A 13,950-nucleotide genomic window follows, 5' to 3' on the forward strand; every position below is an offset into this window, starting at 1 on the left:
AATACCGGGCTTGGTTCGGCCAGCGCCCTCCTTGCGCCCCTGCGGGGCGCCCCCCTCTCCCCGACCCTCCCCCGCGAGGGGGGAGGGAGAACACCCTCGCCCCTTCAATCCGCATGAGGTCCCGACCATGAGCCAACGCAAATCCGACCGCCCCCACATCTGCACCTCCCCCGACTGCGGCTGCGGCCTGACCCGGCGCGACTTCCTGCGCCTGTCCGCGCTGACCACGGCCGCCGTGGCCGCACCGCTGCTGCGCGCCGGCGACGTGCTGGCCCAGTCCGCGCGCGGCGACGACGTGCCGGTGCGGATCGGCTACCTGCCGATCACCGACGCCACGCCGCTCTTGATCGCCCACGCCCGCAAGCTGTACGAGGCCGAAGGGCTCAGCACCGAGAAGCCGCGGCTGTTCCGCAGTTGGGCGCAGATCGTGGAAGCCTTCGTCGCCGGCCAGGTCAACGTCATCCACCTGCTGTCGCCGTCCACGCTGTGGGTGCGCTACGGCACCAGGTTCCCCGCCAAGGTGGTGGCCTGGAACCACGTGAACGGCTCCGGCATCACCGTGGCCAACAACATCGACAAGATCACCGACCTGGGCGGCAAGAGCTTCGCCATCCCGTTCTGGTACTCCATCCACAACATCTTGCTGCAGAAGCTGCTGCGGGCCAACGGCCTCACCCCGGTGAGCCGTGCGCGCGGCGGCAACATCGCGCCCAACGAGGTGAACCTGGTGGTGCAGCCGCCCGCGGAGATGGTCTCCGCCCTGGCCGGCGGCGCCATCGCCGGCTACGTGGTCGCCGAACCCTTCAACGCCGCGGCCGAGGTCAAGGGCGTGGGCAAGATCCTGCGTTTCTCCGGCGACGTGTGGAAGGACCACGCCTGCTGCGTCACCTTCCTCGCCGAGCGCGACATCGCCGAGCGCCCAGAATGGGCCCAGCGGGTCACCAGCGCCATCGTCAAGGCCCAGCTCTGGGCGCGGGACAACCAGCTCGAAACCGCCAAGGCCCTGTCCGCCGACGGCCCGGACCGCTACACCCCGCATCCGGTGGACACCCTCGCCAAGGTGTTCTCCACCGCCGATTACACCCGCTACGAGGCCAGCGGCATCGTGCGCAACAAGGGCTGGCACCAGCGCCGCATCACCTTCCAGCCCTATCCCTTCCCCTCCTACACAGAAGAGCTGGTGCGCGCCCTGCGCGAGACCCACGTGGAAGGCGACAACGCCTTCCTGCGCGAGCTGGACCCGGCCTTCGCCGCCCTCGACCTGGTGGACGACCGCTTCGTGCGCCGCGCCATCGCCGACCTGGGCGGACCGGCCGCCTTCGGCCTGTCGGCGGACTTCACCCGCCGCGAAACCATCGTGGTCTGATGGCCTCCCGCCGCCTGCGTTTGCTCCTGCCGCTGGGCGGGCTCGCCGCCGCGGTGGCGCTGTGGTCCCTGGGCACCGCGCTGCTGGCCCGCAGCGTGCCCATCGCCACCCACTTCGCGCCCCTGGGCGCCCTGCGGGCGCTCGTGGGCCTGCTGGGCGAAGCGCTGCTGTGGGAGCACATCGCGGTGAGCCTGAAGCGAGTCGCGGTGGGGCTGGCCTTCGCGGTGGGCATGGGTGTGCCGCTGGGCGTGCTCACCGGCCTCTCCACCCTGTTCGCCCAGGCCAGCGGCCCCCTGTTCCAGTTCCTGCGCATGGTCTCGCCCCTGTCGTGGATGCCCATCGCGGTCATGGTGCTGGGCATCGGCGACGCGCCCGTGTATTTCCTGCTGGCCTTCGCGGCCGTGTGGCCCATCCTGCTCAACACCGCCGCCGGCGTGGCCCAGCTCGACCGCAACTGGCTGCTGCTGGCGCGGAGCCTGTCCGCCACCCGCTTCGAGACCGTAGCGCGGGTCATCCTGCCCGGCATCACCGCCCACATCCTCACCGGCGTGCGGCTGGCCATCGGCATCATCTGGATCATCCTGGTGCCGGCGGAGATGCTGGGGGTGGATGCCGGTCTGGGCTACTTCATCCTCGACACCCGCGATCGCCTGGCCTACGCGGAACTGATGGCCGCCGTGGTGCTGGTGGGCTGCCTGGGCTTCCTGCTCGACTTCGCCGCCCGCTGGCTGCACCGGCTGTGGCTGCACGGCCGATGAACGGGAGGGCCGCCCCATGTGCCTGGATTGCGGCTGCACCACGGCCTACCGCCCACTGAAACGGCCACGCCCCGCACCGGCCGGCACGCGGACACATGCCCTCCCGCCGCGCCGCGGGGTCAAACTCGCCATCGCCGGCAAGGGCGGCGTGGGCAAGACCACCCTGTGCGGCCTGCTGGCGCGCCTGCTCGACGAACAGGGCTACCGGGTGCTGGCGGTGGATGCGGACCCGGACGCCAATCTGGCCTCCATGCTGCCGGTGGATGCCGCCGCCGTGGTGCCGCTGGCCGCCCAGGAAGCCACCCTCCGCCGCCTCGCCGGGCAGGACGACGGCCTGCCCGGCGGCATGTTCCTGCTCAACCCGGACGTTTCCGCGGTGCTGCCGGAACTGCGCCTGCCCTGGGGTAGAGGCCAGGGCCTGGTCACCCTGGGCTGGCACAAGCACGGCGGCGCCGGCTGCTACTGCGTGGAAAACGGCGTGCTGCGGCGCGTGCTGGACGCCGTGCTGGCCCAGCCCGGTGACGTGGTGCTGGTGGACAGCGAAGCCGGCCTGGAGCACTTCAGCCGCGGCATGCCGGCGGCCTGCGACGCGGTGGCGGTAGTCGTGGAGCCCGGCCAGCGCAGCCTGGACACCGCGCGCGACATCCGCCGGCTGGCGGCCGACCTGGGCATCGCCGATGTCTTCCCGGTGCTGTGCGGCCACCGCTCGGACGAGGAACGGGCCTTCGTCGCCGAGGCCCTGGCCCCCTGGCCCCTGGCCGCCGCCCTGCCCTACGACGACGCCCTGCGCCGCGCCGACCTGGCCGGCCGTCCCCCCGCCCTGACCGACGCCCTGCGCGCCCCGCTGGCACGCATCGCCGCGCGCATCCTCGACGGAGAACAGCCATGAGCGAACCCACGGACACCCCGCCGCCCGCGCCGGACAAGAAAAAATGGCAGCGCCCTGTCTACCCCAGGAAGGCGGACGTGCTCGCCCACACCCCGGACCCCAACGTGCGCGTGATGCTGCGCCACATGGCCGAGCGCGGCATGGAAACCGTGTTCGACCGCTTCGACACCGTCACCCACTGCGGCCACGGCCTCAAGGGCGTGTGCTGCCAGATCTGCAACATGGGGCCCTGCCAGATCACCCCGCGCAGCCCGCGCGGCATCTGCGGCGCCGACGAGCACGTCATCGTGGCGCGCAACATCCTGCGCTGGATCGCCGCCGGCGTGGCCGCCCACGGCGCGCGCGGGCGCGAGGTGATGCTGGCGCTCAAGGCCGCCGCCGCAGGCCGGGTGGACCTGCCGATCCGCGGCGAAGCCAAGGTCCGCGCAGTGGCCCGCGCCTTCCGCCTCGACCCGGAACAGGGCACCACCGAACTGGCCGGCCAGATCGCCGACATCCTCCTCGAAGACCTGTCGCGCACCCACCCGGCCGCCCACCGCACCCTCGAAGCCATGGCCCCGCCGGAGCGGATCGCCCTGTGGCGCAGCCTCGACATCCTGCCCATCAGCGCCTACCACGAAGTTTTTGAAGCCTATCACCGCACCGGCATCGGCACCGACGGCGACTGGCGCAACCTGATGCAGCAACTGCTGCGCTGCGGGCTGGCCTTCGCCTGGAGCAGCGTGCTCGGCTCGGCCATCGCCCAGGACTGCCTGTACGGCCCGCCCCAGCGCACACGCATCGACGCGGGCTTCGGCGCCCTCGACCCGGACTGCGTCAACATTGCCCTGCACGGCCATTCGCCCATCCTGCCCTCGGCCATCGTGCACGCCGGCGAATCGCCCGAACTGGCCGCCCTGGCGCGCAGCAAGGGCGCCCAGGGCATCCGCTTCTACGGCATCTGCTGTTCCGGGCTCTCCAGCCTGTACCGCTACGGCGGCGTCTCGCCGCTGACCAACGCCATCGGCGCGGAACTGGTGCTCGGCACCGGCGCGCTGGACGCCTGGGTGGCGGACGTGCAGGACGTCTACCCGAGCATCATGGAAGTGGCCAAGTGCTTCCACACCCAGGTCATCACCACCAGCGACTCCGGTCGCCTGCCCGGCGCGCTGCACATCGGCTTCGACCATGCCAATTCCAACCTGGGCGAAGTGCATCACCTGGCCGAGACCATCGTGCGCGTGGGCATCGACAACTTTCCCCTGCGCCGCAAGGCCAACGTGTTCATCCCGCGCACCTCCATCGAGGCCGAGGTCGGCTTCTCCATCGAGAACATCCTGCCCGAGTTCGGCGGCGCGGACGGCCTGCTCCGCCACCTGCGCGCAGGCACCATCCGCGGCATCGTCAACCTGGTGGGCTGCAACAACCCCAAGGTGGTGTATGAAAAGGCCATCACCGACGTGGCCGACGTGCTGCTGGCCCACGACGTCATCATCCTCACCAACGGCTGCGCCTCCTTCCCGCTCCTCAACCTCGGCTACTGCCGCCGCGCCGCGGCCGCCAAGACCGGCCCGGCGCTGCGCGCCCTGCTCGAAGAACTGGACCTGCCGCCGGTGTGGCACATGGGCGAATGCCTGGACAACGCCCGCGCCTCGGGCCTGTTCCGCGCGCTGGCCGACGCCTGCGGCCAGCCCCTGAAAGCCATGCCCTTCGCCTTCTCCAGCCCCGAGTGGAGCAACGAGAAGGGCGTCGGCGCCGCCCTCGGCTTCCGCCTGCTGGGGCTGGACTCCTACCACTGCATCCCCGCCCCCATCGCCGGCTCGGAGGCCGTACAGTCCTTCTTCGAGCACGACACCACGGCGCTGCTGGGCGGCCGCATGGTGGTGGATACCGACCCGGTGGCCCTGGGCGCAACCATCGTCGCCGACCTGGAAGCACGCCGCCGCGCCATCGCCACGCAAGCCACGGCCGGCTGACCACAATACGGTTCAGTCAAGCCCGGCAAGCCCCTCTCCCCTCGCAGGAGAGGGGGCAGTATCTAGCCAGGCTAGGACAAGGCCGGCAAAGTGATCGACACCACCAACCCGCCGCCCGGCCGGTTGGCCGCCTGCACGCTGCCGCCGTGGGCCTCGGCGACCCGCCGGACGATGGCTAGGCCGAGCCCATGGCCGCCGCCGGCCGCGCCGCGCTGGAAGGGCTGGAAGATGCGCTCCAGGTCGCCTTCGGCCACTCCCGGCCCCTCGTCGGCGATGCCGATCAGGACCGCCCGGCGGGCGGCATCGGCATGCGCCTCGATGCGGATATGGCAGCCGTCGGGAGAATGGCGCAGGGCGTTGCGCACCACGTTCTCCAGCATGCGGTGGAGCAGGTCGCGGTGGCCCGTCACCCACAGCGGCTCGTCCACCGCCGTGTCCACGGCGCAGTGCCGCGGCTGCCCTTCGAGCCGGGCATCCTCGGCGATGCGGGCGATCAGTTCGGCCAGATCCACGCGCCCGCCCAGGCCTTCCGCCATGCCGGCGTCCAGGCGCGCCAGGGTCAGCAGCTCGCCCACCAGGCGGTCCATGCGCACGGTCTCGCGCTCCACCCGGTCCACGAAGGACTCGCCGCGTTCAGGACGCTGGCGCACCAGATCGGCGGCGGCCTGCAGGCGCGCCAGGGGCGAGCGCAGCTCGTGGGAGACGTCGTGCAGCAGGCGCTGGCGGCTGTCCAGCAGGCTCTGCAGGCGCTCCGCCATGCGGTCGAAATCCAGCCCCAGGCTGGCCAGTTCGTCATGCCGGTTGGCCAGCGAGGCGCCGATGCGGGTCTCCAGCCGTCCGCCCGCCACCGCCTCGAAGGCGCCGCGCAGCTTGCGAATGGGACGGGCGAAATACCAGGCCAGCAGCGCGGCGAACAGCAGGCTGACCACGCTGCCGGCCGTCAGCGGCATCAGCGGCGGCACCCACGGCGGCAGACGCATCGGCGCCATGGGCGGCGGTGGCGGGGGCCCGGCGTGCTCGCCCGGCACGCCGAACCCGCCGGGCGGCGGTGGCTGGAACACCGGGCGCGGCCCGTCGCCCTCCGGCCGCAGCAGCCAGACGGTCACTCCGACCCCCGCGGAGGTGATCAACTGCGCCAGCCAGAAAAAGAAGAAGAACTTCCAGAACAGACGCCCCATGCCGCCCGCGCCCCCGCTACTCGCCGATCAACTGGTAGCCGCGGCGGATCACCGTCTGGATGCGCGAACGGCCGTCGGCCAGGGTGCCCAGCTTGTGGCGGATGCGGCTGATGTGCACGTCGATGCTGCGGTCGAAGCGCGCCAGCGGCCGGCCGAGCGCCTCCTCCGACAGGGTCTGCTTGCCCACCGGCCGTCCGGCGTGGCGCACCAGGGTTTCCAGCAGCGAGAACTCGGTGCTGGTGAGTTCCAGCGGCACGCCCCCCAGCTCGGCGCTGCGCCGGTCGGGGCGCAGGCGCAGCTCGCCGGCGACCAGCAATCGCCCGCCCTCGGCCTTCGGCGCGGCGTCGACCCGTTTCAGGATGGCCTTGAGCCGCGCCGACAGTTCGCGCGGAGTGCACGGCTTGGGCACGTAGTCGTCCGCCCCCAGTTCCAGGCCGACGATGCGGTCGGTGTCGTCGCCGCGCGCGGTCAGCATCAGCACGGGCACCGGGCTGGACGCGCGGATGCGGTTGAGGGCCTGGATGCCGTCCAGGCCCGGCAGCATCACGTCCAGCACCACGATGTCGTGGTGCCCCGACAGGGCCGCGGCCACGCCGCCGATGCCGTCGTGCACGCAGTCGACCGCGAAGCCGTCGCCTTCGAGATAGTCGCGCAGCAGTTCGAGCAGTTCGGCGTCGTCGTCCACCAGCAGCACCCTGGCCTGGCGGACGGCGGCGGATTCCATGGATTTCATGCCGCCCATCATAGGCCAGGCGCGGCGGGCGGAACCATGCCCCTTTACCCGTTTTTACGCCGCCGCAACCGCGCTTGACGGCAGCCGTGGCGAGAATCCGCCCGGCGCCGCCTTTCCCGGCCGGCGCATGACTTCATACAGGAACGACACCATGCCCAAGTACCTCCGCCCCCCGCTGCACTGGCTGGCCGCGGCCCTGTCCGTCGCCCTGCTGGGCGCAGGCCCCGCCGCCGCGTTCGGCCCCCAGCCCGGCCCCGAGGGCGCCTTCGAAGCGCCCTTCCAGGCGCCGCCGCACTTTGTCCGCCTGCCCGATCTGAGCGAAGCGCAGCAGGACCAGCTCTTCGAACTCACCCACGCCCAGGCGCCGCGCCTGCGCCAGTTGCAGCGTGAAATTTCCGCGACCCGGGAAGCCCTGCGGGCGCTGGCCGGGGCCGAGACCTTCGACGCCGCCAAGGCCCGCACGCTCGCCGACCGCCACGGCCGCGCGGTGGCCGCGCTGCAGTTGGCGCACGCCGAACTGGAGGCGCGCTCGCGCGCGGTGCTGACGCCCGAGCAGCGCAGGGCCCTCGCGGCAGCTTCCGCTGCGCACGACCAAGCACGCGATGACAGGGGCGGCCCCCGGGGCGCGCCACCGCAACGCCCATGAGCGCGCCGACCGTTCTGCCCGGCCGGCGGCGCCTGCTGCAGTTCGCCTCCGCCCTGCTGCTCACCGCCTGCGCCGGACGGCCGCCGCAACGCCCCGACGACGAAGAGGCGCGGCGCCGTTTCACCGAACGCGGCTACCTGCCGACCCTGCCGCATCGCGAAGAGTCCTTCCGCGACACCTGGCAGGTGGACGGCGAAGACCTCACGCTGGAACTGCTGCTGCCGCGCGGCCTCGGCCATGCCCCGCTGGTCCTGTACCTGCCGGGGCTCGGCGAGCCGCCGGGCGCCGGCCAGGCGTGGCGGCAGTCCTGGGCGCAGGCGGGCTACGCCGTCGCCAGCTTCCACAGCGCCGCCGGCACGGGCGTGTGGTCCTCGCCGGCGGCCCGGCGGGGAGACTTCTCCGCCATCGCGCGCGAGCAGTTCGGCAGCGCGGCACTGGCCCGGCGCATCCGGCAAGCCCGCCTCGTCCTCGACGGCATCGCCCAGCGCTCCGGCCAGCCGCCCTACCGGCACATCGACCTGCGGCACATCGCCCTGGCCGGCTTCGACCTCGGCGCGCAGACCGCGCTGGCCTTCGCCGGCGAGCGCCACACCGGGCTGACGGAGGAGGCGAACGCCGCACTGGCGCTGCCGGCCCTGGACGCGGTCATCGCCCTCAGTCCCCCGGTACGCGGCGCGCAGGACGAACCGGAAGGGCGCTTCGGCGCCATCCGCCTGCCGCTCCTGCTGCTCACCGGCCGGGACGATGCCGACCCCCTCGACCCCGCCCTCGCGCCGCAGCAGCGGCAACTGCCCTACCGCTACCTGCCGCCCGGCGACAAGTACCTGCTGGTGCTCGCCCAGGGCGCGCACCGCACCCTGTCGGGCTCCGCCCAGCCCACGGCCGGCCGGGACGAACGGCCGGCCGGCGGCCCCTCCGGCGGGCGGGGCCCTGGCGGCGGGGCGGGCGGTCCTCCCGGTGGCGGCGCAGGCGGCTTCGGCGGCGGGGCGGGCGGCCCCGGTGGCTCGCGCGGCGGCAGGCCGCCCGGGGGTGGCGCCCCGGACGGCGCGGATGACGCGCGGCGCGAGCAGACCATCCTCACCCAGGTCTCGCTGGCCTTTCTCGATGCCGCGCTCAAGGACGGCGGGAGGGCACGCGAATGGCTGGCGCGCGACGTATCGCACTGGATCGGCGATGCGGGTACGTGGCAGGCCAAGTGAGCGGACGGGGCGGCAGATTTCGCCGCCCGCCCGCGTGCGGCCCCGTGCCCGGGCGGGTTTGCCGCCGGCAACGGGGGAGGCAGAACCTGCCGGCGCGGCGCCCGGGCCCTCCCATCCGGCACGCGGGAACGGCCCGGGGTCATCGGACATGCATATCCGTTAACCCGTTTTTACCCGGTTTTACCTCTCCACCCTCTGTTTTCCGGGGTTTCCGGCCGCTAATTTGCATAAGGCGGATGTGCGCGCGGTACGGCGCACAGCCCTTTCCATCTTTGGAGATCATCATGAGCAGCATCTATGGCATCGGCAGCACCGGCAGCTACGGCACGCTGGCCACCGCCTATCTGCAGAACAGCCGCAGCAGCGCCGCCACCGGCACCTACGCCGACGAAACGGCGCAGACCGACGCGGCCAGCGAGCTGTACGCCACGCTGGACAGCGACGGCGACGGCAGTGTGAGCGAGCAGGAGTTCAGCGACGCGCTGTCCAGCGTGCTGGCGCAACTGAACGGCCAGCTCGGCAGCGGCCCCGCGCAGGGCCCCGGCGGGGCGGGCGGCATGCCGCCGCCCCCGCCGCCGCAGGCCGGTGAGGACAGCGGCTTCACGCTGGATGAACTCACCGCCCAGTTGGAGGAAACCGGCGACACCGATTCGGCACGTGCCGGCCTGCTGTCCAGCGTGATCGAGAATTTCGACACGGCCGACAGCGACGGCGACGGCAAGGTGACGTTCGAGGAAGCGATCGCCCTGCAGGAATCGCTCTCCGGCAGCACCAGCGGCACCGGTGCGGCGACCGCGGCAACCGGGAGCGGTACCGTGGAGCAGGAGCAGGTGCTGGCGCAGATCCTGCGGCTGGCGCAGACCTACGACGCATCGAGCTGGCAGTCCGGCCTGCCGCTCCTCTCGGTGAGCGCATAAAGCGCGGCGCCGCCCGGCATGCCGGGCGGCGCGATACGCTCGATGCCCGCGTCAGCGCCGGTCGTCGAGCAGGTCGATGATGCCCAGGATGATGAAGCTCACGGGGTCGTAGACCACCGTGTAGCCCCGGTAATAGCCCACGGCATGGCCGTGCGGAAGCGGAGGCAGGTGATGCACGACACCGGCCGGCGCGGGAGTGATGTAGCCGCGGTAGGACTTGTGGATGGGCTGGCCGGCCACGAATGACGGGCGATGGTGCCTGTCGGTACGGTCCAGCGCGCGGCGGTAGTGCCGCTGCAGGCGCTCCCGGTCCTGGGCGCGGAAGGCATAGCCCTGCGCACCCGGATGAGCGGCCCGCTGCGGTTCGGCCTGGCGCGGCCGCTGCTCCGCGCTCCGGCGCTCGCCGCGCTGGCCGCGGCCCTGCTCGTGATCGTGTCCGCCGCGTTCGGCGGCATGGTGGCGCTGATCGGGTTCCCGTGCGCCGGCCGGGCCCGCGACCAGCACGGCGATGGAAAGGACGGCCAGCAGGGTGACGAGCCGGCGGCTGACTGTGGATGCTCGCATGATGCACCTCCCGTTCGTTGTAGCATTGAAGACCTCGGCGTTTCGCCGGGCACCGGACGCGTTTCGGCGCCGGTTTGACGATGCGGGCGAACCGTGGAGGAAAAGTGGAGATGCCGCGGGAAGAAGTTTCCGGTTGTGACATGCCCGCCTCGAACGGCGGCGCCCCGCAACGGGCATGAAGCGGCCGGGGCTCACCACCCGCATCTTCCTCGCGGTGTTCGCCACCGCGATCGTCCTGGTCGCCGCCGCCGGGGAGGCCGCGCGCTGGAGTTTTTCGCAGGGCTTTCTCGGCTACCTGAACGATCTGGCCCTGGCCCGCATGGAGGCGGTGGTGGCGCGCACGGCCAGCGCCTACGCGGCGCACGGCGACTGGGATTTCATCCGCGGGGAACGCATGCGCTGGATGGAAATCCTGCGCCCGGTGCCGGGCCTGGACGTTCCGGCGGCCAGCGGCCCTCCGTCCGGCCCCCCGTCGCCGCCCGTCTCCGACCTGACCGGGGTGGTGATGCGCATGGCGCTGCTGGATGCCGACCGCAAGCTGCTGGCCGGTTTCGTCATTGCCGACGCGCGCACCGAGGAACGCCCGGTGATCGTGGAAGGGCGCACCGTGGGCTGGGTGTCCCTGGCCCAGTTCGAGAGCGTGGCGGCGGCCGGCGCGTCCCGTTTCGAGATCGCGCAGAAGCACGCTCTGGCGGCCATCGGCCTGGCGGCGGCGGCGCTGGCGGCCGCCATCGCGTGGTGGCTGGCGCGCACGCTGCTGCGCCCGGTGCGCGAGGTGGCCGGGGCCACCCACCGCCTCGCCGGCGGGGACTACGCCCTGCGGGTGCCGGTGGGCTCGCGCGACGAAGTGGGCCGCCTGGCGGAAGATTTCAACCACCTGGCGGAAACCCTGCAGCGCAACGAACGCATGCGGCGCGACTTCATGGCCGATCTGTCCCACGAACTGCGCACCCCGCTGGGCGTGCTGCACGGCGAACTGGAAGCCATCGAGGACGGCCTGCGCCCTTTCGACGCCCACGCCCTGGCTTCCCTGCAGGGGGAAGTGGCCATGCTCTCCAAGCTGGTCAGCGACCTGTACGATCTGTCCCTGGCCGACGTGGGCGCGCTGGCCTACCGCAAGCAGGACGTGGATCTGCGCGATGTCCTCTCCGCCACCGCCGAGCAGTACCGGGAGCGCCTGGCCGATGCCGGCATCGCCCTGGAGATGGCGCTGCCCGCAGCACCCGTGACGCTGTTTGCCGATGCGGTGCGCCTGCGGCAACTCTTCGGCAACCTGTTCGAGAACAGTTGCCGCTACACCGACCGTGGCGGCGTGCTGCGGATCGCGGTGGAAGATGGTGGAGAGCCGCTGCGCGTGGTGCTGGACGATACGGCCCCGGCGGTGCCGCCCGAGCGCCTGCCCCATCTGTTCGAGCGTTTCTACCGCGTGGACAGCTCGCGCAACCGCGCCAGCGGCGGCGCCGGCCTGGGGCTGGCGATCTGCCGCAACATCGTCGAGGCCCACGGCGGCGCCATCGATGCGGCGCCTTCGCCGCTGGGCGGCCTGCGCCTGACCATCCACCTGCCGCGGGCCCGGCCATGACCCTGCCCGCCCAGCCCGACGCGGCCCTGATCTACATCGCCGAGGACGAGCCCAAGATGGCCGCCCTGCTGATCGACTACCTGCACGCCGGGGGGCACGCCACCCAGTGGATCGCCGACGGGCGGGAGGTGGTGCCGGCCGTGCGCGCCCGCCCACCACACCTGCTCCTGCTCGACCTGATGCTGCCCGGCCGCGACGGCATGGACATCTGCCACGAACTGCGCGGCTTCAGCGAAGTGCCCATCATCATGCTCACGGCGCGGGTCGAAGAGGTGGACCGCCTGGCCGGCCTGGACGCGGGCGCCGACGACTACATCTGCAAGACGCCCTTCAGCCCCCGCGAGGTGGTCGCCCGCGTCAACGCGCTGCTGCGCCGCAGCCGCCGCAAGCCCGCGCCGGACGGCGGCGCCGCGCCCTTCGTCATCGACGACGCCGGCCACCGCGCCACCCTGAACGGCGTCGCGCTGGACCTGACGCCGGTGGAATTCCGCCTGCTGAGGGCCTTCTCCAACGCGCCGGGGCGGGTGTTCTCCCGCGACAGCCTGCTCAACCACGTGCACGACGACCAGCGCGCGGTGACCGACCGCGCCGTGGACAGCCACGTCAAGAACCTGCGCCGCAAGCTCGACGCGGTGACGCCGGGGCGCGAGTGGATTCACTCGGTCTATGGCGTCGGCTACCGCTTCGAGGCCTAGGGCCTGGACGACGCCGGGCTCAGCGCGCCGTCATGCGGATCTTCAGATTGGCGTAGGCGGCCAGCCCCTCGGCGCCGTGCTCGACGCCCAGGCCCGACAGCTTGTGGCCGCCGAACGGGAAATCCACCCCATGGACATAGACTTCGTTGATCCAGACCGTACCGGCTTCGAGGCGGTCGGCCAGTGCCTCGGCCAGCGCCGTGTCCCGGCCCCAGATCGAGGCGCCGAGGCCGTACTCGGTATCGTTGGCGCGGCGCACCACGTCGTCGAAATCGCGGTAGCGCAGCACCGGCAGGACCGGGCCGAAGGCCTCCTCCGCGACCACGCGGCTGTCGTCCGGCGGGTTGTCGACGATGGTGACCGGGACGAAATAGCCGGGGCCGAGAGCGGCCCCGCCGCCGAGCGCGATGCGCAGGCCCCGTTCGGCGCAGTCGGCCAGGATGCCGAGCACCTTTTCATACTGCCGGGCGTTCTGCAGCGGCCCGAGCTGGCTGGCCGGGTCCATGCCGTCGCCCATGCGCACGCCGCGGGCGTAGGCGACCAGCCCATCGAGCAACTGCGGGTAGATGTCGTCATGCACGTAGAGCCGCTTGATGCCGACACACCATTGGCCGGAATTGCCGAAGGCGCCCCAGAACAGCTTGGGGATGCAGGCGTCGAGATCGGCGTCGGGCAGCACGATGGCCGGGTCGTTGCCGCCCAGTTCCAGCGTCACGCGCTTGAGGCCGGCGGCGGCGCCGGCCATGACCCGGCGGCCGGTGGCGACCGAGCCGGTGAAGCTGATCTTGGCGATGCCGGGGTGATCGACCATCCACTGGCCCAGTTCGTCGTCGCCGGTGAGCACGGTGAATACCCCCGGCGGCAGGACGTCCTCGGCCAGTTCGGCCAGCCGCAGGGCGGTCAGCGGCGTGTAGGGCGAGGGTTTCAGGATGACCGTGTTGCCAGTGATCAGCGCAGGGGCGAACTTCCACGCGGCGAGGCAGAGCGGAAAATTCCACGGCACGATCAGGCCGGCCACGCCGAGCGGGACGTAGGATTTCTCCACCCGGTGCTGGGGCGCGTCTTCGAGCACTTCGTCCGCCAGGCGCCGTCCGGCGACCTCGCGCAGCCAGCCGATGGCGTAGTCGACCTCGGCGGCGGCGGCCGAATGGCGCGGCTTGCCCTGTTCCAGCGTGAGCAGATCGGCGAGTTCGCCGCGCGCCTGCGCCATGCGCCCGGCCAGGCCCTCCAGCCGCGCCTGGCGTTCTTCCCAGGGCAGCGCGCGCCAGGCCGGGAAGGCGGCACGGGCGGCCGCGACGGCGCTTTCCAGGTGTTCCGGGGCGGCCAGCGGTACGCTGGCGAAGGCGGCGCCGGTGGCCGGATTGATCACCGGCCGGCGCGCCGGCGTGCGGATGCCGGCGCTGCCGATGCGCAGGCGGGCGAAACGGTCTGCGAAAAGTTCATGATATGCGGTCATGATGTTCTCCCT

General features: G+C 72.2%; 13 protein-coding genes. 9 read left to right on the top strand and 4 right to left on the bottom strand.

Annotation, left to right across the window (positions count from 1 at the left end; translation table 11 throughout):
* Positions 1-127 precede the first annotated feature (127 nt).
* Genes E6O51_RS00890 through E6O51_RS00905 form a run of 4 tightly spaced genes read left to right on the top strand, consistent with a single transcriptional unit; the run spans position 128 to position 4,968 of the window.
* A complete protein-coding gene (locus tag E6O51_RS00890) occupies positions 128-1,366 on the top strand; it encodes an ABC transporter substrate-binding protein (protein WP_136383081.1) in 1,239 nt (412 codons plus the stop codon).
* The gene (locus E6O51_RS00895) at positions 1,366-2,124 is read left to right on the top strand and encodes an ABC transporter permease (RefSeq protein ID WP_136383082.1); all 759 of its coding nucleotides are present in this window, start codon (positions 1,366-1,368) and stop codon (positions 2,122-2,124) included. The genes E6O51_RS00890 and E6O51_RS00895 overlap by 1 nt, the downstream gene beginning before the upstream one ends.
* Positions 2,125-2,140: 16 nt before the next feature.
* Positions 2,141-3,013 carry an ATP-binding protein gene (locus tag E6O51_RS00900; protein ID WP_136383083.1) on the top strand — a complete coding sequence of 291 codons (873 nt, stop codon included), beginning with the start codon at positions 2,141-2,143 and terminating at the stop codon, positions 3,011-3,013.
* Positions 3,010-4,968 (top strand): anaerobic carbon-monoxide dehydrogenase catalytic subunit, encoded by a 1,959-nt coding sequence (locus E6O51_RS00905; RefSeq protein ID WP_136383084.1) that lies wholly within the window; start codon positions 3,010-3,012, stop codon positions 4,966-4,968. Before E6O51_RS00900 ends, E6O51_RS00905 begins: the two co-directional genes overlap by 4 nt.
* A 71-nt stretch (positions 4,969-5,039) precedes the next feature.
* Here the strand turns inward: E6O51_RS00905 and E6O51_RS00910 are convergent, their stop codons facing one another.
* Together E6O51_RS00910 and E6O51_RS00915 are read right to left on the bottom strand one after the other, a co-directional pair.
* A complete protein-coding gene (locus E6O51_RS00910; RefSeq protein WP_136383085.1) occupies positions 5,040-6,146 on the bottom strand; it encodes a HAMP domain-containing sensor histidine kinase in 1,107 nt (368 codons plus the stop codon).
* Between the two features lie 16 nt (positions 6,147-6,162).
* Complete coding sequence (locus E6O51_RS00915; protein ID WP_136383086.1) at positions 6,163-6,879, bottom strand: response regulator transcription factor; 717 nt, start codon at positions 6,877-6,879, stop codon at positions 6,163-6,165.
* A 151-nt stretch (positions 6,880-7,030) separates the two neighbouring features.
* Here E6O51_RS00915 and E6O51_RS00920 point away from each other — a divergent pair, with 151 nt between their 5' ends.
* From E6O51_RS00920 to E6O51_RS21685, 3 genes are all read left to right on the top strand, one after another.
* A complete protein-coding gene (locus E6O51_RS00920; RefSeq protein ID WP_168735139.1) occupies positions 7,031-7,525 on the top strand; it encodes a Spy/CpxP family protein refolding chaperone in 495 nt (164 codons plus the stop codon).
* Complete coding sequence (locus E6O51_RS00925) at positions 7,522-8,724, top strand: alpha/beta hydrolase family protein (protein ID WP_136383088.1); 1,203 nt, start codon at positions 7,522-7,524, stop codon at positions 8,722-8,724. The genes E6O51_RS00920 and E6O51_RS00925 overlap by 4 nt, the downstream gene beginning before the upstream one ends.
* Before the next feature lie 284 nt (positions 8,725-9,008).
* A complete protein-coding gene (locus E6O51_RS21685) occupies positions 9,009-9,641 on the top strand; it encodes an EF-hand domain-containing protein (protein ID WP_168735140.1) in 633 nt (210 codons plus the stop codon).
* 51 nt (positions 9,642-9,692) lie between these two features.
* On the opposite strand, the gene E6O51_RS00935 is transcribed toward E6O51_RS21685, so the two are convergent.
* Positions 9,693-10,205, bottom strand: a complete 513-nt coding sequence (locus E6O51_RS00935) for a hypothetical protein (RefSeq protein WP_136383090.1) — start codon at positions 10,203-10,205, stop codon at positions 9,693-9,695.
* A gap of 175 nt (positions 10,206-10,380) precedes the next feature.
* Here E6O51_RS00935 and E6O51_RS00940 point away from each other — a divergent pair, with 175 nt between their 5' ends.
* Together E6O51_RS00940 and E6O51_RS00945 are read left to right on the top strand one after the other, a co-directional pair.
* Positions 10,381-11,787, top strand: coding sequence for an ATP-binding protein (locus tag E6O51_RS00940; protein ID WP_136383091.1), 1,407 nt, complete (start codon positions 10,381-10,383; stop codon positions 11,785-11,787).
* Entirely contained in the window at positions 11,784-12,482 is a 699-nt protein-coding gene (locus E6O51_RS00945; RefSeq protein ID WP_136383092.1) for a winged helix-turn-helix domain-containing protein, read from the top strand. Before E6O51_RS00940 ends, E6O51_RS00945 begins: the two co-directional genes overlap by 4 nt.
* 19 nt (positions 12,483-12,501) lie before the next feature.
* Here the strand turns inward: E6O51_RS00945 and E6O51_RS00950 are convergent, their stop codons facing one another.
* Positions 12,502-13,938 (bottom strand): aldehyde dehydrogenase family protein, encoded by a 1,437-nt coding sequence (locus E6O51_RS00950; protein WP_136383093.1) that lies wholly within the window; start codon positions 13,936-13,938, stop codon positions 12,502-12,504.
* Positions 13,939-13,950 lie beyond the last annotated feature (12 nt).

This window comes from Pseudothauera rhizosphaerae, from assembly GCF_004801305.1.
GTDB classification, from domain to species: Bacteria; Pseudomonadota; Gammaproteobacteria; order Burkholderiales; family Rhodocyclaceae; genus Pseudothauera; species Pseudothauera rhizosphaerae.

Excerpts from the sequence above, each read along its gene's own strand:
- E6O51_RS00890 (WP_136383081.1), top strand. The coding sequence starts at position 128 with ATGAGCCAACGCAAATCCGACCGCCCCCACATCTGCACCTCCCCCGAC.
- E6O51_RS00915 (WP_136383086.1), bottom strand. The coding sequence starts at position 6,879 with ATGAAATCCATGGAATCCGCCGCCGTCCGCCAGGCCAGGGTGCTGCTG.
- E6O51_RS21685 (WP_168735140.1), top strand. The coding sequence starts at position 9,009 with ATGAGCAGCATCTATGGCATCGGCAGCACCGGCAGCTACGGCACGCTG.
- E6O51_RS00950 (WP_136383093.1), bottom strand. The coding sequence starts at position 13,938 with ATGACCGCATATCATGAACTTTTCGCAGACCGTTTCGCCCGCCTGCGC.
- E6O51_RS00910 (WP_136383085.1), bottom strand. The coding sequence starts at position 6,146 with ATGGGGCGTCTGTTCTGGAAGTTCTTCTTCTTTTTCTGGCTGGCGCAG.
- E6O51_RS00905 (WP_136383084.1), top strand. The coding sequence starts at position 3,010 with ATGAGCGAACCCACGGACACCCCGCCGCCCGCGCCGGACAAGAAAAAA.
- E6O51_RS00940 (WP_136383091.1), top strand. The coding sequence starts at position 10,381 with ATGAAGCGGCCGGGGCTCACCACCCGCATCTTCCTCGCGGTGTTCGCC.
- E6O51_RS00895 (WP_136383082.1), top strand. The coding sequence starts at position 1,366 with ATGGCCTCCCGCCGCCTGCGTTTGCTCCTGCCGCTGGGCGGGCTCGCC.
- E6O51_RS00920 (WP_168735139.1), top strand. The coding sequence starts at position 7,031 with ATGCCCAAGTACCTCCGCCCCCCGCTGCACTGGCTGGCCGCGGCCCTG.
- E6O51_RS00935 (WP_136383090.1), bottom strand. The coding sequence starts at position 10,205 with ATGCGAGCATCCACAGTCAGCCGCCGGCTCGTCACCCTGCTGGCCGTC.
- E6O51_RS00900 (WP_136383083.1), top strand. The coding sequence starts at position 2,141 with ATGTGCCTGGATTGCGGCTGCACCACGGCCTACCGCCCACTGAAACGG.
- E6O51_RS00925 (WP_136383088.1), top strand. The coding sequence starts at position 7,522 with ATGAGCGCGCCGACCGTTCTGCCCGGCCGGCGGCGCCTGCTGCAGTTC.
- E6O51_RS00945 (WP_136383092.1), top strand. The coding sequence starts at position 11,784 with ATGACCCTGCCCGCCCAGCCCGACGCGGCCCTGATCTACATCGCCGAG.